Below are 20,438 nucleotides of genomic sequence, written 5' to 3' on the forward strand. Positions count from 1 at the left end.
CGATGACACCGACCTGCAGTAAAATTGGTTGCGGGAGGGCGCCTTGGACTTCGTTTGCTGTTTGCGGCCTATTGTTTACGTCCTACCCTCCCCGAGCCGCGTGGCTCTGCCGCTGGCTGAATAGCCAGGCCCAAGTCGCTTCGTCGGCGTAAACGACCTTCCAGATCGTATAGCCAGCGCCTTCCATTGGGAAGAAGGCCGCGTACGAACCGCGAAAAACTAAGGTTCGGTTTCTGGATTGAGAATGACTGCCAGATTGCCGAGGGGAAGGGCGTAAGACTCCCCGGGATACGTCTGCGAAATTTCTTCGGCTTCAGTTCTCAGTAGTGACGCGATATCGGCGATCGTGGCGCGCGGATTCTCGTAGCGGACCCGCATCAAATGATTCCAGTCGGCCCATACGGCACGATCGTCGCGAGACGAGAACCCGCTAAAAAAGGCATTGTAGCGGGCGACAACGAATAGATAGACTTTGGTATCGGCACTGATCGAGAAGCCTGCCCTTCGACCAAACTCCGCCAGCCCGTTGCGATCCAGCCAACTGAGCACGCGCTCCACCCAGTCATTACCCTGCGAGACAAGGTTCTTCCCCGCACTCCGTCGGGCGCGATTGTCCATGCCGACAGGATGTTGCCACTTGAGCTGAAAGATCGCCAGCTGGTCGTGTTCCCTGTCGTAGGCGATATAGTCGATGTCGGTAACGGTCTTCCCGCCCTCGCGGAGTTTGAGGTTCCGGTCATTGATCTGCCATCTGTTTCCCGCGAACAGCTGGTTCAGGTCCGCTAGCCATCGCTGCTCCCTGTTGTTCGCGGCCCGGAACCAGTCTTTTTGGAAGCGGGCCTGCAAGTCCTTCAGCAGGAACAGGAAAGGATTGATTTCAAGCCCGTACACCGGAAGAATGTAATGGTGGACAGATGAACGGATGATCGGTGCCCACGTCATATCACCCGACACTGTGTGAACGTCGCGATTGTCGGGACCGATCACGAGGGGACGAAGCAATTTTTCGATCTGCGTGGTTTCGGCGTCCAGGTGTGCGGCAAGTCCGTCTATAAGATCGGTACACGGCGAGAACGTCGTCAGTAAATTCCGGAGCTGCAGGTCCGGACGTCGCCTTTTGAGAATCGACGCATAGCACAGGTGTTTTTGCGCGCGCCCCGCGAGTGCAGCAAGGACGCCGAGATAGTCGCCGAACGGTTCACCGCCGATTTCGTCGTCGGTACCGAGTAAGTCCTGGCTCCACATGCGTCGGAGATACAGTCCACCGATATCCAGAAAGTGATTGTCGATCTCGTCGGTCGTCGTGTAGCCGATCCCCCAGCCACCGAAACAGCCGACCGAGCGTTCGAGTTGGCTCTCCAACGCAGCATGGCGCTGCTGGAGTTCTCGTTCTAACGGTTCGTCATGCTCTACCGTCAGATCGCTGATCCAGGCCCGGTGCGTGCGGGCAACCACTTCGCCGAACATGGAGAGGTCTTCGGACTTCAGTACGAGGATTTTTTCCGTCCCGGACGGTAGCGCCTCGCGAATATGGTCGATACGAGCACCAAGCAAGCCCTCCCGCAGCCATCCTTCAAGGGTTTCGGCGCGCTGGAGGATTCCGGCCTGAAGCAGGAATTCATCGGCTTGGGCCCGCGGTTGTCCGGAGCCGTCGAACAGGCGGAATGGCCCGTCGGGAAGCTCTTCGGAAATCATCAGGGAAAGAGCCTTGTTCACGCCCCATGAAGAAAGAGTGTATTGCGGTTTGGGCGTGCGTTCCGGCGTGCCCTCTTCGAAAAACAATTCTTCGCAGAACAGATTATCCAACGTACGGACCATTTGGAACAGAAGCGGCTCGGCGGGTTGACGCCAGTGTTCGAGATAGCGTCGTTGGCCCTCAATCTTCTCCCCAAGTAGCGACAGCGCTTCATCACTCATCGATAAGCGGTGTCCAGTCAAATACCATCTCAATTTCCCGCCGATAGGCTGTTGCGATCTGCACCGGTGCCTTGCGAACATATTCCTCGGCGCGCCTCTGTGGCTCGCCCGTCAATGCTTGGAGATACTGTATGACCTGCCCGGCGTTCGGCGTGATGTAGTTTGGCCCGAATTTGGGTTTCAAAGCTGTCCAGACGACGCCGCGATGCCCGTATCCTTCCGCCCACTTGCCGATTATATCCGCGTCACGATGGTCGCTCACCGCGCTCGGAGACCAGAAACCGATCGAGCGATGGGCGAACTTGTCCGGCACCCCCTCCCTTATGGCGAGCCGCTCCTTGGCGTCGTCGACCGACGGAACGTCGAGTTCCGCCCAATACACAGGAACCGGAGCGGCCCCTGGCGTAAGCACGAGTGTAATCCGGCCATCGCTCGATTGCCGCGCGAATTCCACAGGCAGCGAAGGGCCGTCCGTTCTCCAATCCGAATTTACCGGCAATGCGCCTGGGTCCCAGATCAATGAGCCCCAACCGAGACAAACGATAGTCACGAGCTCCCCACTTTCTTCGAAATCAATCCCGACAAATGCCCTTCGATCACGCCGGTTTCTTTTCCGGAGTGTAGCCAACGAATGACAGACGCCACGACTTCTTCGAGCGGCCATGCTGTCTTGCCTTTGAGCGCGCATTCCCAGACGGTCATAACGCGCCAATGGCGTTCTCTCAGAGCGGTATCGTTGCGGGCGTCACGTGCACGATTGGCTGCGAACTTGTCCCGCCAGAAGTCCTCGCGCGTCTTCGGAACGGTAGAGCGATAGCAGCCGTGGCTGTGCCAGTAGCATCCATGAACGAAAATCACCGCTCCGAATCTGGGAAGGACGAGGTCGGGACGTCCCGGCAGCTCTCTCCCATGAAGGCGATAGCGAATTCCGGCCCGGTGCAGGCCGCGGCGCAGGGTCAGTTCGGCACCGGTGTTCTTCTGGCCAACGCTAGCCATGATGCGTGAACGGGTTTCGGAACCGACGCGATCCATGTCACACCCTTTCGATGACGCCGGTTACCGCCAGTGCGTCGAGGTGAAGGTGCAGATTTTGCGGAACGGTGCCCCCGGACACGAGAATCCCGGCCTCCATGTTTTTTTCCATGGCATGGCCAGTGAGATTGGCACTCGAAATGAAGCAGCGTCGTTCGTCCGCAACCGCGACCTTGGCATGGACTTTTCCACCAACAAATGCGTCTGGGCGCTCTCGCCATGAATACACAAGAACATCGGGGAGTGCCTTCTTCATTGCGGCGATTCCATCGATCGAAACACCCCCACCGTGATCTTCGCTGGCTTCGAGAAGAATGGAGACGGCTACGCCACGGGCAAGGGCAGCGTCTATAGCCTCAATGATCGTGCTCAGTTTGTATGCGACAAAACTTGTCATGAAGAGCTTAGTCTCCGCGGCACGAATGACTTCCAGTAGCGCCTGTTCTGTCTTCCGCGTCGCGATCATTTCGCTCGACGGTCCGGTCCATACGAGTTCGACGGTCTCCTCGGCTTTCGCCTCGCGGTAAGCGTACGCCGCCCCGGCGAGCATCCCCGCCAGCTCTGGAGCCGGGACATCCGTACCGTTCCAGGCATCGATCAGCGCACCAGCACGACGTTTGCCGGCGGGCGTCACGGCCCACGCATCGAGCTTGCGCCGATCGAAGGGCTTCGGTTCGCTTTTGATCAGTTCGGCAAGATGCGTCACCCTTTTGGGCGGCGTATTGGAAACGATGGCAGTGATGGCGTTCAAAAGCTCGTTCATGCCGCTCCTCAATCGAAGAAGGCGGCACCGGTTTCGTCCAGGGTCGGGACGACCAGAGCGCGGTCGATATAACGGTTACCGAACTCGCAAGAGGTCTCGGCGACAAACGAGCAGGCATGGCAAGCGGCGGCGTGTAAAGACCGGTCTTTCTCCGGCCTGTGCTCTGCACAGAGCGGATCGGACGAACAGACCTGGGACCGTGCGAGAGCCTGCCGTAGGAGACGCCCCAGATTTTCCGGACGACCGAGATTTACCAGCCCGCCGAGCGTGCCGTCGGAATCGGCTGCAGCCGTGTAAATCAAGATGCCCGCCTGATCTTCGTTGCCGGACGTATCGGCGTAGATTCGTTCTCGGATGCTCGCGGCGTTATATCCGCATTCCAAGGCGAGCTCGCGGATCAACAGATGGGCGACGGTATGGAGCATGGCGTAGCGAATGCCAGGATAGTGCTCATCCGGATCGAGCCGCCGCGCAGCGCGCCATCCGCAATGTCCGCCGGTCAGGTGCCGGTCGCGGGTGACCACGGCTTCGCGCTTCTCCCAGTCTTCTATGGTCGACAAATCGAAACAGATGAAAATCCCTTCTCCATGCACTTCCGACGCCGGCACCCATTCAGGTGCACCTTTGCACAGGGCGGCGCGCGCCGGCCTTTCGTCCGGTGCTCCACCTTCTTCCGGCGCTTCGACACGAGTGAAGCCGAGAAGAGCGTTCACTTCACGCAGGCGTTCGAGAAGCAGCACTGAAGAGATGCATTTCTCGAACCCAGTCGGTGGTGCGGCGGGTTTACTCAAAAAATGCGGCCAATCGGTCGGCGGATGCGGGTTCGTAAGAACCTTCCATTCCGGTCCCTTGATATCCGCCGCATCGACAGCGGACTCTCCCTCGCCGGACCTTCTCGCTTCTATAGCGCCCCAAACTTCGTCGAGTGTGAAGTCGTCGAGGCCGGGCATCGCCTCCCTCTTCTTCAAGGCCTTGAGAACACCCTTGAGTTCCGCCTTGTCCTCCACGTCTTCGAAGTCGTCCCATAGCGAGTCGACAATGTCGCGCGCCGAACCGACGTCGACCGGAATTGCGAGCGCCGAGAGAGTGATCGGAAACCAGCTGTTTGTCGCCCCGAGCAGTACAGCGCGCGCCTGCTCCTGGCAGCGCTCGCCGTATTCGTCGAGATGGGGATGACGACCGCGACACGCCGGAAGATTGTCTTTGCCGGCCTTGCCGAACGCATGGGCCATGCTGCGGGATGCTCCGCAAGTATCGCACTTGACCCAGAGGTTTTCGGTCTGGAGTGATGCCCCGCTTTCGAAGAAGCGCAGAGTCCCTTTGCAGGCCGACGGTCCGCTATGTACAAAGTAATGCCACGGAAAGTCATCGAGATGCCCGTCGCGACATGCCAGCAAGAAACGTGCGGGAACGGCATCGGCGTCCTTTGCCTTCTGGTCGCCCTTCGAGCCGGTACAATCCTTGTGCACGAAACGTGTGCGTTCGGGTTTGAAGTGCTCTTTGCATTCGAACAACCCGAGATCGTACTCGGACAGGAGTCCGCATTTGACGCAGCGTAGCCAGCGGGGAAACGGGCGGACAGGAACGCCGATGAGCGATTCCGCCGAATACCGTTCGACATTCTCTTCCGGCGTGAAGGGTGGTACACGAAGCGACTCCACCTGAGGGCCGAGTACGCGCTTGACGGCTGCGAGCAGCCTTTGTTCGTCGATCGGTTGGCAACGGCTCTTTTCCCAACGGTCCGTTCCGAGCGTCACGACCGAGAGGTTCGGGAGATCAATGAGCGCTCCGGGACCGTAAGTCCACAGAAGCTGCGAAGGCCGGACCTGGCCGACCGGTGTGCGATCATCGCTCATGAGCCCTCCTCCCCGTCATCGTCGTTTCCGGCAGCCGGTGGCATCCAGTCAGGACCGGCTCCGCCGCGTAGCTTGTTCATCACGAGCCGCACGCCGGGCTCGACCTCACGCATGGACATCGGAACCGTAAAATCGTCCCAGGCTTTGATGCCGGGCGTTTTCAGGAGCGCTACCATGGTGTCCTTACCGGACCCCTTTTTTTCATAGGCGAGTGTACGTCCGCCCTTTTTCGCTTCGCTGCACCATTCATCAATCCGCGACTTGATTTCGGTGTTCGCGAGACTCTTGATTTTGCTTTCCTGCGTCACGTTCCATGCCCGTTCTACGAGAACGCTTGCGGCATGGCAGATCGCGTCATTGTCGGTTCGATCAAGCGCACCGGCTCCCGTATTCGAGTTGAACTCTTCATTCGCCAGACGGGCGACACTGACCAGTGCGCCTGTCAGTCCGCGATCCATCGCCCGTGGCGAAAATGGCGTTACGGATTGAGCTTCCACATGTTTGTAGAAGGTGGAGTGATAATGCTCGAAGGTTTCATAGTGTGACAGATCGCGGGGGCGCGCCCATGTCAGGACCGTGCAAACGAGACCGGGTGAAGCGCGTCCGACGCGGCTCGTGGCCTGGATGTACTCGGCGGTGCCCTTCGGTTGACCATTAACCACCATCAGCCCGAGACGATTCACATCGACACCGACGGACAACATGTTCGTCGCGAGCACGACATCGACAGACCGATCGTCGCTTTCCTCCCATTCGGTAACGTATTTTCCGGCAGCTGGATCGAAGCGTGCTTTGAACTTCACTTCCAGTTGGTCGAGCCGCTTCGGGATGTCGCGGCTCGAAACCCTCGAAGTGAGTTCGCCGATGTTGCTCACGCTACGTTGTGCAAGACCGGGCCGGTCGACCATACTCATCTGGACCCTGTAGGATCGTGTCTGCACATCGTCCTCGGCAAGACGCTTCATGCCGCCGAGTTCCCTTAGAGAATTGAAGTATCCGACGGTTGTCATGTACGGGTCGGCGGCTTGCCCGAACCGGTCGAATAGTTCCTGTGAAGCGGTCAAGAACGCCGTGTAAACACGGATCAGCATGGCTGGACGCGAGCTTCCGGGAGAGCATATTCCGAGATAGCGACGGCCGGGTATCTGGTCGATCGGTCGCTGTATCGAGAAAAAATTATCGCTGATGTCGAGACCGTGCGGCGGGAATACCGCGACCCTGCGCATGAAGACGTTGTTGACCTGTTCGGGCGCCTTCCGGACGGTTGCCGTAGAAGCGACGATCTTGGGCCGAACGACGTGACCGCCCGATTTCCAGCCGGATAGCTCGTCTATGGCGGTTTCGTAGAGGCCGACCATCGTTCCGAGCGGGCCACTGATGAGATGGAATTCATCCTGAATGATCAAATCGGGTGGCCGGAGCGGTGAGATCGTCTGCACGCTCGTCGTTGGAAGTCCCTTATATGCTCTGTGATTGCCGTTGCAATCCGCCTCCGGCCATAGGAGTCCGTGACGGGGACAGGCTGACGTCGCACGACCGAACAGTGTTCGCGCCTCGCCACGCCAGGCCATCAATGCGAACTTGTCGACGGTCGCGATCATCATCGATGGCGGACGGTGATAGATTTCTTCGTCTACCACAACCACCGGAAGGCCGGGATGGACTTCCTGACTGGATTGTCCTTTCGAAAAGGCGCAGCGGCCCTTTTTGTCGCCGCAGTAGAGGATTGTCCTCTTACGGGCTTTGTCGACCTCAATATCACGTTTGTCGAAGATTTCGGTCCCACACCAGGGGCAGCTCGTCAGCTGTGCGGGAGAGCTATTGCCTTCATCGTATTTGTCCGGATCGCGGATGTCCTGAATGGCGCGGTGGCTGTCCTCGGTCGTACCCGGCGTCACCTTGTTTCCGACCCACAAGCCGATCGTAAAGGGCGAACGTCCGAGACGCGCATCGCCATTCGCGATTGCGTCACGACGGATGACTTCCATTGCGCAGATCAGCGTCGATGCCCGCTGGAATTGCTGCAAGGTCAATAGGCGCAGAGTGTAGCGCATAATGACACCGAGCCCCCGCGTGCCGTCATACCCGTCGATCTTTCTATGCAGACGTCGGATCGCCATCGCGAAAGCGGCGACACCGAGATAGGCTTCGGTCTTTCCGCCTCCGGTCGGAAACCAGAGCAAATCCGCAAGCGCTTGATGCGGCTCCGTCCGGTCACGGTGCAGCGGATCGGCGAGAGACGGCAGCGATAGCAAAACGAACGCGAGCTGGAAGGGGCGCCACGAACGGTTCTTCCGGACTTCGAACTCCGAGAGCGGCTTGTTCTCACCGCGCCGTCGGGACAACGCGAACATGCTGTGTATACGTTGACGAGCCATGGCACGGTTGGCGAACCGGAAGGCTTCCAGAGGTCTTTCGTCACCAGTGTCCGCCAATACGGCGATGCCTTCCTCCAGCCTTTGCTTGATGTCTTTACAGCGGTCGAGCGCCTGAACGGCCTGCGCATCGTGATTGGTGATTTCTTCACCGATGCGGGCTCTCTGTTCGTCGATCCATGCCCCGTAGTCGTCCGCGAGTTTCTGTAGTGCGGCCGTCAAATCGGCCCGCTCCATGTCCGCGAGGACTTCCATGTCGAGATGGCCGTCGGCGATCATTTCCTGCATCGCGAAACGGTCTTCAGGCCTGAGGCCCGGCGTTTCGGTCACGGGGACTTCGTATTGCGGCATGACCTCAGTGCGGACGAGCGTGGCCCGCTCGGGATCGCCCGCGCGTGTGTCGGCATGAACCGCTACGCCGTGTCCGACGGCAAACTCGACCTGGCGCCGATAGACCATCTCCAGTGCGTCACGCTCCGGATCGTCGCCGTCAGTCGGCACTGCCAAACGACGCCGGAATATCGCGGAGTCCTGCGCAGTCCCATGTGCGGTCGCGATCACCTCGGGTTGGAATAGCCAAGCGCTGTCCTTGTTTTCTTCGGGCTCCTCCTGTCCGTTGACCAGAAACAGCGTCACGAGACGATCGCCGTTGGCGTTCTTACCACGGACGGTTCCCTGCACGCGCACGTCGGGATTCTCGTCATCTGGCTTGCGTGAACTCAGCGGGCCTTCGGTCAGCGGAATGGTGATAGTGCCACCGCATGGAACACGCTGCCAGACCCGCGCCTTTACCTCCTCCTGCCGCGTTTCGAGGACGTTGCCCTCTCCGTCACGGATTTTCCTGTTCACGGATTTGGTATGGTCATGGTCGTGGACCCGGACATACTTGCCCCACCGCGCCTCGACCTCGATGGACTCGACATCGCCGTCGACACATAACGTGAAGCCAATACTCGAGGGCACGAGGGACTGATTGCTGGCGGCGTCGATGTCTTCCGCAGCCTCGACCTCGGCATCCACACGCCCTGTCGTGGTTTCGAACTCGGCGCCCGTTTCGTGCCGCCCCGTATGGACCTGAAGGTCCTCGGGCTCCTCTTCGTCGCCCTCCACATCCAGCGGTCCTTCGAGACCTTCCAGCCCGCCGGTCGCAGCACTTCCGGGCTGTCTCGGCGCGAGTTTACCGACCAGATAGCGGTCCCGGACCCCCATATCGACGATCTGCTCGTGAGGGCCGTTCGCCGGCCCGAGCAAGTCGTCGGTGACGGCGAGCTGCAAGAGATCACGAATGTATTCTTGCGCCTCGATTTGAGGCAGGTCGTCAAACGGCAAACCGGTGAGGACAGGCACCGCGGCGACGAAGTCGTCCCATTGCAGGCGTGTGATCGCTCCCTTCGACGGTAGCGGAAGCCCGGCTTTTCCGAGGTCTGCTCCATCAGCACAAGCGCCCTGGCGATCGAAAAATACGGTGGTCACATCCGGACCTTCGCGTAGTCGCAATACCCTACCGATGCGCAATGGCTTGCCGGACTCGTCGATAACCAAGATACCGTCGTGCTCGGCGACGCCGGACTTCAGAGTACCGACCCGCGCCAGAGCTACGGAATAGTCTTCGTATGCCTGCGCGTCGGTCTTCGCTTCAGACCCGATCACCAACCATGCATTCGAAGTGTTTGTCATGGCCGGCCCCTACAATCTCTCGACAATTTTTTCGAGCCGGTCGAGTTCCTTGCTCTTTTTCAGATAGTCGTCATAGGATGTTTGCGCGCCCGCGATGAGAGAGTCGTAGTGAACGATCCGGCTCCCCGGCGAAATCGCATCCATCGAGGACTTCACACGGTTCGGATTGCTGGTTTCCTCGTCTACGGGTTTCCCGACAACGAAAATTACTTCGATGTTCGGTGAAGCGTCGCCCTGGGCGGCGAGTATTTTCCTCAATTTGTCGACATAAGTCTGCCCCTGCTCCTGGAGTTCCAGAAGCTTCATTTTTCTACCGGCTTTCTTGAGTTCGACGATAATGTGCTTTCCGGCATTCGTCCGGTAGGCGATATCGACGCGGCCGAGTTTCTCCTTCTCAGTCAGGTCATCGACTATCACACCCTCCGTCGCGAGACGCGACTCCATGATCTGGCTATCGGTGGCGCGTTCCCACGCGGGATCAAGCAGCCACAGGTGATCGAACAAATATTGTTGAAGTACTTTTTCCTTCGCATCCTCGTCGACGATCTCCTGAAAATCGTTGATCGCATCGAGACGCGACTTGACGATATCGCGATAGAGTGAGGCTTCGAGCGCGTCGCGGTCCGCAAGCACGGAAAGAAGTTTGTCGACATCATGAACGCTCTCGACGAACTCGTCCGCCGATCCCCGGATTCTCATGCGTTCGAATGCGAGGATTCCGTGCCTATACAATAGCTTGCGGTCGTCATCCTCGTCGACCGGCAACGCACTGAGCTTCGCGATCAGCGTCTCCGCGCTTTTTCTGAAGCCGTCGGGCAGGCTTTCGAACCACTCCTTGAGCGCGGGCGATGTCTCTTGCGCATCCTGGACTTCGTGCTTGCGGCGCCATTCGGTCCAGCGCCGTTCGACTTGACTCAGGCGGGATCGCAGGAACGCGATCAGCTGGGCGTACCGCGGATCGTCCTCCTGCACACGTTGGCGATCGCTGGTCGCGATATCGGGTTCGTCGTCGTCATCTAGAAAGTCCGCCTCGATCTGACCGGTGAGATACTTGGTGTAGAGACGGCCATCATTGACCTTGTCGAGTATGTTCTCGTGAAACAGGCGCCCGCGGGCGAAGACAACGATACCGTTGAGGTTGCCCGTATCCTCGCTGTCGAGCTGTTTCGGCTTACGGGCCGTGCCGATCCACCCTTTGACGTTCCAGTCTTCCTCCCAACCGTCAAATCGACTGGGTAGCCTCTCCTGCTCCTTGACCCGAGGGATTGATCCCGGCTCGGGCTCGAAGTCGCCCATGGTCCAGAGGAACTGGACGATCGGCAAATCACCCCGTTCTTCCGTCGTGACAGGCTGCCCGTCGATCATGATTTTGAAGTCGTACAGCTCGCCGATCACCGAGAAGCGACGGGCCAGTCGTTTCCGAAGGGCCGCGGCACCGCGACCGAGTCGCTGGCGTTTGATATCGCGCAGGACGATTTTCGTTCCCTCGGTGACGTCGATCTCTTCGGCGGGAAGCGCATCCGGAGCATAGTGGCGCTCTTTTCGGTTCACGGACTCCTTGATGCCGTCGACACTCATCCGGAGACCGTGGGCTTCGCCATCTTTGGAGGATTGTACATCGATCCGGTCCGCGATCGAAAACAGCGACAATTTCCCAAGACCTTTGCGACCCATGACTTGACGCCCTTTGGCCGTGGTTCTGCCGTGCGCCGCATCTTCTTCCCGCCTGCGATAGCCGACACGCAGATACTTGTCGTTCATGTCGGCGACATTCATGCCTATGCCGTCATCAATGATTTCGATCCAATCGCCGTTGGGGTCGATCGAAATCACAACGTTCTCGGCGTCAGCGTCCCAAGCGTTCGCGACCGCCTCTGTCAGGACGGCAGCGATGTTGCTATAGAGATTAATGCCGAGATGATCAAGAACGTTTAGATCGACCGTCATCCGATAGATGTCGTCGGCTCCTGTACCCTTATTGCTGCTCGCTATCGTGTTTTCGCTCACAACCGTCATTTATGGCTACCTCCCGCAGAGAAAAGATCGCCTGAGTCGGCGATCACCGCCCGGGGTGCCGAGTCCGCTTTTGATCGGCCCTTTTCTTCGGCCTCGCTACGCAAACTGTTCAAGCTCACCAACCTCGTTAACAATTCCAATCGTGCACCTTCAGAAATCGCAAACCGAGTCCGGTCTGTTTTTGGCAAACTTGAGATTTCTCTAAAGTCATGTTCCAGCTCTACGCCCTGCCAGTCGTACGCCCTAGTCACGGCAACATCGAGAGCCGCGAAGATCTTTCTAAATTCGAGCACGGCGCCTTCATCGCAAGACGGGTCATGAAGAAGATTATAAAATTTGGTGAAGCCAACACCCAAAGAAGAGGAAATCGCCTGCCGAGCATCATAATATTCTTTCGATATCTCTTCCAAGTTTTGAAAGTTTCCCGCTGGAATCGGGAACGTATCGAGCGCCTTAGACGTCGAGTAAGACAAAGTTACACCTCTAGCTCCCGAGCGCCACCGCGCCCAAGCGTCGTGAATCGACGACTGAAGCACTCCAAAAGCCCAGAAATCCTCATAGAATATCGCCTTTGTTTTCTGATTAAAAACGGCTTTTCCGGAATACCTGTGTATGGCCAGATACTTGGAAACTGAGGGCATCACTAAGTAGACTGAACCTGAAGCTTGCGCAGTTCTGAGCTTCGGACGCATGTCCCAGAACTTCCAATAACAATCCTGGTGAATTTGACCCGACTGACAATCTCTAAATGGCTTTACAAGTTCCTGAACCCGAGAAACTGCAATAGGCCAAGCTTCTATCTCAGTTCTAGACCTGTCCTCGAAATCGATACACCAACGCTTCGCTTCCAGCTTCGGAAGCTCCATTAGGTCATCGCCACCAAAATATGGCCTAATTATTTCGCGATAATGAAACCCATGACTGAGGAGGTTTTCGACTTCAACTTCATCCAATACAAAACCTTCACCCATGAGCTTGAAGCCATCAGACTTGACATCGCGCATAGACTTGAGCTTATGAACTTCAAGGTCGACGAACTCGTCCAGAGATGACGAAACGTAGGGCACGCTCTTCCCGGAAAGTGTCCTGTCTCCTTCCCAAGCCCCCTTCGTAATGACGAACACGCTCACCACGATTGACGCGCCTCCCGGCCAAGGCAAGTCGGGCTGAGCGTGAATTACAATCCCGTCACACTTCATTATCTGCTGAAGTCCAACTTCCCGGTTTCCAGTGTCTTTAATGGCGTTTGTGGTAACCAACCCGACACAAGCCGTAGCTCGGCAGAGAGAGAAAGACCTTAGCAAGAAGTAGACTGCCAAATCAGGCGACCCTCGGACATGATTTCTCACATGATCTAGAAACGTATAATATGAAGCTCCAAAATTGGACGATATTATTCGGCCACCCATGTATGGCGGATTCCCGACCACAGCATCAAAGCCGGCATTAACTCGACAAAATACTTCAGGGAATTCGAGCGGCCAGTGAAAAGGGTTTCTGGCAGACTTTCCGGCTGCGAGACCGATGCTAAGTCCATTTTCGGCTCGCCGGCGCAAGAGTCCTGTCGCGTCGCTGTCACCACCTATAGCCTTGCCCGCTTCGATTGAAAGTGAGGTCGCGTCGATGGCTTTCTTACCGGCGGCTAGTGCCTCAGCCACCAGGGCGTCCGCAATGAATTCCGGAAGGCGCAACTTTTTTCGGGCCATATTGTCGAGTCCGGCCATCTCTTCGACGTCGCGAATATCTCGAATCGGCCGGTTACGGAGATCAGTACGAAGCGCCACAGCTTCGGATACAGCTTCATCAATATCTGCAGCAAAAAGATTTCTCGCACTGTTCTTCGTCGGCGCCATCTCAAGACAAAGCAGCTGGTTTAGCTCGCGGATGCCCAGCAGGCTGTCCCCTGCCCGAAGATTGTGGTCCAGAAACCCAAAGGGCCTGCCCTTTGCCAACGTCACCAGCCAAATCGAGAGCTTCGCCAACTCGACCGCTAGCGGATTGACGTCAACACCGTAAAGGCAACGCTCCGCAATGAGGCGACGAGCCGTCAGCAACCTTTCTTCCGGGTCGTTACGTAGCGGTTCATAGCCGTTTTGTTTTTCGACGACGATGCCGTCAGCCGTAACGGCATTTCCCGTCCCTTCGGCGTCCGCCCACGCTTCGACCAACCGCTCGGCGAGCCAACGGCAAACCTGCACCAAGAACGCACCGGAACCCATCGCCGGATCGCAAATCTTAAGGTCGAGCAGCTCGGCCGGTGATTTCAGCTTCCACTCTTCGCGCGGTATGCCCTCCGAAGGCCCCACATAAACGATCGGTTCGAGCGTTTCCTTGACGATCGCCTCGGTCAAGGACTTCGGGGTGTAATGCGTGCCAGACTCCCGCCGATCGCTGCCGCTCGTCACCATGAAAGTCCCGACCGGATAGGCCAGCGGGTACCCCCAACGGTCAGTACGGAGCAAATGGAAGTAAGGCTTGATCCTATCCCGTAGGTCTGTGCTTCCGTGACAGGCCGTGAGCAACTTGTCCGCGTCCGATGCGTCCACGGCTTTCGTGAGATCGTTTCTCACCCGACTGGCCGAACTACCGGTGCGCTCCTTGAGCAAGCCGGCAACAGCATCGTCGCCCTTGGCCGCGACTTCCTCGACCTCGTCCAACGTCACCCAGGGTTTCTTGGCATTTTTCGTCGCATCGAGATCAAGCGTTACGTGGTCCGCGCGCACAACGGTACGTTCCAGCAAGCCCTCATAAACATAACCGATTTGCTCTACATCGAGCGCCCGGTACGATAGCGCACGTCCTTGGAAAAGTTGTACGGCGTCGAGCAGCAGAAGGACTGTCCGATTGTCGATCGGTAGCGGGGTCGCCGCATCCTTCCGCCAATCGGTTCCGCGCGCACGCCCCTCAAGGAATGGATAGCGGTCGGGATCGAAAAGCGAGCCACCTAGCGCTGGCATCCTCAGGGCTTCGTGCTCTATGCCGCCATAAACGGCACGGAAGATCGCCAATAACCGTGACCAAGCGTCGTTCCGCCGCTCCAATATTTCTTCGGATTCGGCGCGCAGTTGCATGCGAAGAGTCGATACGGCGTAGTTGGCCTCGTATCGCTCGTCACCAAGCAACAACAAGCCACGCTCTTCTGCCGAGAGAAGAAACACGATGCGCATCATGACGGTCAAGCCGGCTTCGTAGAGAGCGGTTGGTTCGATGCCGGCCAAAAGCTCCCGATTTCTGTCGACGTCGGCGCGATCCAGCGACTGGATCAAGACCTCGACGGCACGTCGGACCTGTTCGCCGAGCGCGTCGGTCACCTCGTCCTGTAACTTAAGAGAGGCGTCGAGCAGCGCGGGTAGTTGGTCGTCCTTGCCTACGAAGAACCGGCGCACACCGAGCAAATTCACGAAAGCCTGCAGGGTTTTCGGTTCCTGGCTCCAGAGGCGAGCATACCAGCTCGCGAATGTCGTCACGGCTCCGACCGGCGCGTCAACGAGCATCCAGCGCTCACCGTTCGTTACGAGACCCAACCGCGTTCCCGTCGCGCGGCATAACTCCACCAGGCGTTCGGCCGGTGACGTCGCCCACCCGTCTCCCCGAACGGGTTCGTCCAGAGGACGATCGGGGTCCCAAACCGAGATAAGCATCAGCGGATTGTTCGCCTCACGGTCATCGACGACCGCATAGTCCGGCATTAGTGTGAGATCATGCTCCGGTACGCGATGGCACAGGCCATCTCCGAGTTCATTCCCGGATTTGAGGATATCTCCGGCTCCGTCTTCGTCGAGTTCGAGGCCTTGGCGTAATACGAGGTCGATCCAGGCTTGGTGCAAATCGGACAGATCGGCATCTTCCAACTCTTTCGCTTCCCGCCATTCGTCATAGGCTTGGCGGAGTAATCTTCGTTTGTCGGACGCAACGTCTTCCAGACCTTGAGGAAAGGCATCTTTCAGGACGGGTTCAGCCAGAAAAGGACCGGATATTTCGAGAAGGGCCAGCCATTCTCCGTGCATGCTCATTTCGGTCATAACGCGCCTCCATGAGCCATCGAATCAGGTAGCAGCAATATGACGGCAACAGGAAATGTGCGGGCGGTGAACCCGTCATAACGAGCTTCGATCGCAGCGATCTCCCTTTCTTTTTCTTCTGGTATGCCTGCAAGTCGGGCCCTTAGGGCATCAATGTCGCGACGCACTTGAGTACGTTCGTCCTCATGAAGCTGGCTGATCCAGTCCAGCTGTTCCGGACGGGTATCTTTCGCGATCTCGTTCTCGATCGCTGCACTCAGATCATCGAGCACCGTTCCTATGTTTCTGATCTCCTGGTCTTTACGGGTGCCAAGAGTGTTCTCGAGGTTCCGCAGCCTATCACGTGAACGTGCCTCGACAGTCTGCATGATCGATTCCTTGAACTTCGTGAAGCGCTCGGCCAACGCCTCGAAGGCATCGGTTGATGGCGTCGCGGGAGAGGCGCCCTCCAGCCACTCGTTCACGCGTGTGACCCGTTGCTCCCGCGCGAACGTGTCCTTACGGAGATAGCCCCCCGCAACAGTGAGTTCTTCATGAAGCCTGTGATGATTACCTCCCGTAATGACAAGCCGGGAGACGACAGCGGCGGCGGGTGTTTCCAACAATGCGTCTGGGATCGCACGGACATCGACGCGGTGGAGTCTCTTCACGTCGTCTTGCGCCCAAATCTCGGCGCGCATCAGCCGCAAGCACATCTGCACGAGCCGATGGTTGAGGTGAACGAGAACGACGTCGTCCCGTCCTTTGGCTACCCCATGATCGAACGTAATCGGTCGTATCGTTCCAGTATGCGGGTGGCGAAGCCCCTCCATGCATCGGGACCACGATCCCGTCAAAGCCGGCATATTAAAGACAGTCCCAGCCGGCGCACCGTCCAGGTGCACTGGTTCGAGAGCAGGCCTCTCCGCGAGGGCCAAACCGGTTTTCACCGCCGCGCAAATTCTGTCGGGTGTGAGGTGAAAATCCTTTCTGGTTTCCATCAGGCGGTCGTGTAGTTTCGCGATCCTGTCCTTGAGTTCACGCTCGGCGCGCACGAATTTTCTCGCTTTTGCCGCTCTCGCCTCAGCAACGCGGGTGTCGAGCTGCTTGCGGGTCCCTTCGATCAGACCCGCCATCTGTGGCGCGATGACCGGATTAACGCTCCCCATGTCTTCGCGCATCGACTCCAGCTTGGTCAGTGCACGAATGATGTCTTGCTCGTGACCCCCAAGGCTGTCTCCTTCGGCCGCACCGCCATCGACGGGATGCCAAATAAGTACCTCCCCGTACTTCTGGCCGTGCCGATCTATCCGGCCGTTTCTCTGCTCCATGACGTTGGGGTTGTAGGGAATTTCAACATGAATCAAGCAGTTACAGTAATTCTGTAGGTCGATTCCTTCTGCAGCTGCATCGGTCGCCAGCAAGATGCGGACATCCGAGTCTTTGGGGTTGGTCTGGAACGCGGCTTTGACCTTCTCGCGCTCTTCCTGGTCCATTCCGCCATGTATCGTCGCGAGACGGTCACCTCCAAAGTCGTGCGACGCCAGAATGCGCTGGAGCCATTGATGTGTTGACCGGTACTCCGTGAAGAGAATGACGCGCCGCTCGTTCCACTTCCCATTTTCTCTAAGATTTTCTTCGATCCACGATACGATTGCCTTGGCCTTCGAATCCGGCTTATTCGCGGCCCGCTGGGCCCAATCGCGCATCCTGTCTATCAGCGCGTGCTGTTCGTCCGTTAGCGGAGCACTGCGTTTGCTGGCTTCTTGTATGGCCTCTTCCTGCGCGGCTTCCGCCTGCCGATCGTCTGCATAATCCTCCTCGGCTTTCATGATCGCTCTTCGCAGAATGCGATCACCGAGCACATTAGCGTCCTGCGAGCGGGCGCCGGATGTTACCGTTTGGATATGCTTCTCCAAAGTTGACGCAAAAGCTGCTGGTGAAGAGAACAATCTCTTCTTCAGCAACGTGTTGACGAACTTGGTGCCGGTATGGGATTTCTCGTCAGTCGAACCCTCTCGACTCTTGCAGTATCGATCCAGCGTCGCGTGTATCGAACGCTCGTCATCCGTGAACGGCACCGACAGTGCCTTGAGGCACCGGCGCGGGTACAGAGGTTTTCCGTCGCTATCGATCAAATCGGTTTTCAGCCGTCTGACCATCACCTGCGAAAGCTGCCTCTCGTCGGGCATGATGTTACGGGAGAAGCGCTGGTTATCGAGCAACTCAAGCAATGATGTGAACGACTCGGTATACCCGTTGTGAGGGGTTGCTGTCAGGAAAAGCCGGTGCTGAAAATGAGGGGCGATCCTTCTGATCAAGCGCGTTCTCTGGCTTTCGATAACGTAGTTTGCCGAACCCGCAGGAGCGACGTTGTGAGCTTCGTCGACAACGAGAATGTCGAATTTACGCGGATATGTCGGATGCACCGGCAAGACATCTCGCATCATTCGTAGAGGATCACCGGCTTTGAGCCAGTCGATCGAGGTGATCAAGCGGGGATAAGATGTCCAGGGGTTCGCGTGGATTCCCCGATCCCGTCGAAGTTGCTTGATGTAGTCGGTATTGACGATCCGGAACTCGAGACCGAACTTTTCCAGCATCTCGACACGCCACTTCTCTTGAAGAGATGCAGGACAAACGACGAGTGCCGTTCGTGCACGATGGCGCAGCAACAGCTCTTGTATGACGAGCCCGGCCTCTATGGTCTTGCCCAGACCGACATCGTCCGCGATCAAGAGGTTGGCTCTCGCCATTTCTATCGCGCGAACCATCGGGTCGAGCTGAAAATCTTCGATGCTCACGCCGCTTCTGAATGGGGCCTGCAGGAAGCCACGGTCGGCATTCGTGGCTGCGCCCCATCGCACCGCGTCCAGAAACGCTTCCAGTTCGGTAGTGTCGTCCTGCCCCGTGATCGATGGCAGACCTGCCTTTTCGATGACGTGCGCACCCGGTTCGAGCTCCCACACGACTTCGATTTCTTCACCGAGATTGTCATCGTCAATCGAGGAAAGAGTCAGCAAATGCTGTGGTAGTGTCCCGGCCCCTGTCAGGGTCGAGCCGATAACATCCGCGACGACCCATTGGCGGCGACGAACCTCGACCAACTGGCCAGGTTCGGGAACGGCAATAACGGGATGGTCTTCGGGAACTGCTGCTGCCGACGTCTGGGTGCTCACGCAGCCTCCGCTTCGCCAGCCCTGATGGCCTCGACATGCTGAATGATGCTCTTGCCGATGGCACGTCCAAGATTGACGGGAACGGCGTTACCGATCAGGCGACCGATATGCTTCGTGTGAATCGGGGCTCCATTTGGTACGAACTTGTACCCTTTCGGAAAACTTTGGAGCACAGCCCCCTCCCTGAGCGAGATCGCACGATCCTGCTCGGGATGACCGAACCGCCCGTTTCCGAACCCGAAATACTGCGTGGTCATCGTCGGAGCGGGAGCATCCCATACCATGCGCCCATACACGCTTGCGTAGGTCTTGCCTGTATCTTTGCGATGGCATGCAGCAACCAGGTTCTCGTCCCAATCCCTCCAGCTGCCACCGGGCTTCGAGGCGCGGATTCGCAACAGGTTCAATTCCGAAAGCCTCGACGAATGGTGCAACGGGTCTTTGTCATGACGCTGCCCCGCTTCTATGGGTGGAAGCTTTCCGATGGCGTCGCGGACCGTCTTTCTTTTGCCCGCCGGAGTAGTCGGTGGACACAAGCGCAACTCGCCGAGCTTGGACGCCAACAACACCAGCCGATTACGCTGCTGAGGGACGCCATAGTCCGCACAGTTGACGACACCGTGCGACACATAAAATCCTGATTTCTCCAATAGAGCTACGAACTCGGAAAAAACCTCCTGCTCTGCGAGACGCGGTACGTTCTCCATCGTCACGAAATCGGGGTTTACCTCTCGGACCAAGCGGCCGAATTCCATCAGAAGGTTCCATCGCTCGTCCGATGGCCCGATCTTCCCCTGCTGATATGTGGAAAACGGCTGACACGGAGCGCATCCGGCCAGTAATTTATAGTCCGCACCTTCGAACGCTTCGTTCAGTTCGGCTGCAGTGACGTCCGATACCGATCTCTCGAGAAAGCGCGCACTGTTGTTTTCTTCGTAAGGAAACTTGCACTCGGCATCAAGATCGACGCCCAGCCTGACCTCCAAACCGGCTTTCTCCAAACCACGAGTAAGCCCACCCGCACCACAAAACAGATCGACGCCACAAATCCCGACGTCACGCTTTTGCTCTTTTCCCTTCGCCCCTTTTTTCATTGCTCTCGTTTTTCTCTGCTCGTGTTTTCTTTATGCCGCACTCCGCTCAGAGCATTATGATTCTGGACGTATTGCCGCATGAACTCCCTAAGGACTTGCGCTGCAGACTTATCCTCCGCCTTGCAAGCTTCTTGGAAGCTTTGTCTCAACTCACGTTGGACACGGATGCGCAGCCCTGCATCTTTCATCGGAGAGAAGTGTACCCAATGGATACACATTTGTGTAGTATTTTCATTGTTTTCCCAGAACATATTCCATTCAGCACAGCGCCACGGGCGTACTTGCAGGGTCATAATGGGACATTTCTAGGAGCGAGCCGGGCCGGCCGCCGCCGGAACTGCACCAATCGGCGGAACCACGGTGCAACCTGTCACGATCCATCGTTGGACAAGTCCGGCTACTCGTCGCTGAGTCAAGCACCCTGTTCATGGCCGCACTCTAGTGGTTGTTGGTCCGTCTAGATAGAGACATTTCACCCGTAGCGAGACCTATCGCCCTGCTTCGCCGGAGCCGTCCGTCACCCCTCAC

At 57.6% G+C, this 20,438-nt stretch carries 11 protein-coding genes; all 11 read right to left on the bottom strand.

Going from position 1 to position 20,438, the window contains the following annotated elements:
• Positions 1 to 219 precede the first annotated feature (219 nt).
• The 11 genes from N5A93_RS06465 to N5A93_RS06515 are packed head-to-tail and all read right to left on the bottom strand — an operon-like array spanning position 220 to position 20,203.
• The gene (locus N5A93_RS06465) at positions 220 to 1,917 is read right to left on the bottom strand and encodes a hypothetical protein (RefSeq protein WP_268954255.1); all 1,698 of its coding nucleotides are present in this window, start codon (positions 1,915 to 1,917) and stop codon (positions 220 to 222) included.
• Positions 1,910 to 2,467 carry a hypothetical protein gene (locus N5A93_RS06470; RefSeq protein ID WP_268954256.1) on the bottom strand — a complete coding sequence of 186 codons (558 nt, stop codon included), beginning with the start codon at positions 2,465 to 2,467 and terminating at the stop codon, positions 1,910 to 1,912. The genes N5A93_RS06465 and N5A93_RS06470 overlap by 8 nt, the downstream gene beginning before the upstream one ends.
• Positions 2,464 to 2,949: a very short patch repair endonuclease gene (locus tag N5A93_RS06475; protein WP_268954257.1), complete on the bottom strand. Its 486-nt coding sequence runs from the start codon at positions 2,947 to 2,949 to the stop codon at positions 2,464 to 2,466. Before N5A93_RS06475 ends, N5A93_RS06470 begins: the two co-directional genes overlap by 4 nt.
• A 1-nt stretch (position 2,950) precedes the next feature.
• On the bottom strand, positions 2,951 to 3,712 hold the full coding sequence (drmC, locus tag N5A93_RS06480; protein WP_268954258.1) for a DISARM system phospholipase D-like protein DrmC: 762 nt from the start codon (positions 3,710 to 3,712) through the stop codon (positions 2,951 to 2,953).
• 8 nt (positions 3,713 to 3,720) lie between these two features.
• A complete protein-coding gene (gene drmB, locus N5A93_RS06485; RefSeq protein WP_268954259.1) occupies positions 3,721 to 5,568 on the bottom strand; it encodes a DUF1998 domain-containing protein in 1,848 nt (615 codons plus the stop codon).
• Positions 5,565 to 9,620 carry a DISARM system helicase DrmA gene (gene drmA / locus N5A93_RS06490; RefSeq protein WP_268954260.1) on the bottom strand — a complete coding sequence of 1,352 codons (4,056 nt, stop codon included), beginning with the start codon at positions 9,618 to 9,620 and terminating at the stop codon, positions 5,565 to 5,567. The genes drmB and drmA overlap by 4 nt, the downstream gene beginning before the upstream one ends.
• A 9-nt stretch (positions 9,621 to 9,629) precedes the next feature.
• Entirely contained in the window at positions 9,630 to 11,636 is a 2,007-nt protein-coding gene (locus N5A93_RS06495; protein WP_268954261.1) for a BbrUII/HgiDII family restriction enzyme, read from the bottom strand.
• Positions 11,633 to 15,658: an Eco57I restriction-modification methylase domain-containing protein gene (locus tag N5A93_RS06500; RefSeq protein ID WP_268954262.1), complete on the bottom strand. Its 4,026-nt coding sequence runs from the start codon at positions 15,656 to 15,658 to the stop codon at positions 11,633 to 11,635. The genes N5A93_RS06495 and N5A93_RS06500 overlap by 4 nt, the downstream gene beginning before the upstream one ends.
• Positions 15,655 to 18,816 (bottom strand): DISARM system SNF2-like helicase DrmD, encoded by a 3,162-nt coding sequence (gene drmD, locus N5A93_RS06505; RefSeq protein WP_268954263.1) that lies wholly within the window; start codon positions 18,814 to 18,816, stop codon positions 15,655 to 15,657. The genes N5A93_RS06500 and drmD overlap by 4 nt, the downstream gene beginning before the upstream one ends.
• A complete protein-coding gene (locus tag N5A93_RS06510) occupies positions 18,813 to 19,910 on the bottom strand; it encodes a DNA cytosine methyltransferase (RefSeq protein WP_268954264.1) in 1,098 nt (365 codons plus the stop codon). The genes drmD and N5A93_RS06510 overlap by 4 nt, the downstream gene beginning before the upstream one ends.
• Complete coding sequence (locus N5A93_RS06515) at positions 19,907 to 20,203, bottom strand: ribbon-helix-helix protein (protein WP_268954265.1); 297 nt, start codon at positions 20,201 to 20,203, stop codon at positions 19,907 to 19,909. The genes N5A93_RS06510 and N5A93_RS06515 overlap by 4 nt, the downstream gene beginning before the upstream one ends.
• Positions 20,204 to 20,438 lie beyond the last annotated feature (235 nt).

This window comes from Roseovarius salincola (genome assembly GCF_026891095.1).
GTDB classification, from domain to species: Bacteria; Pseudomonadota; Alphaproteobacteria; order Rhodobacterales; family Rhodobacteraceae; genus Roseovarius; species Roseovarius salincola.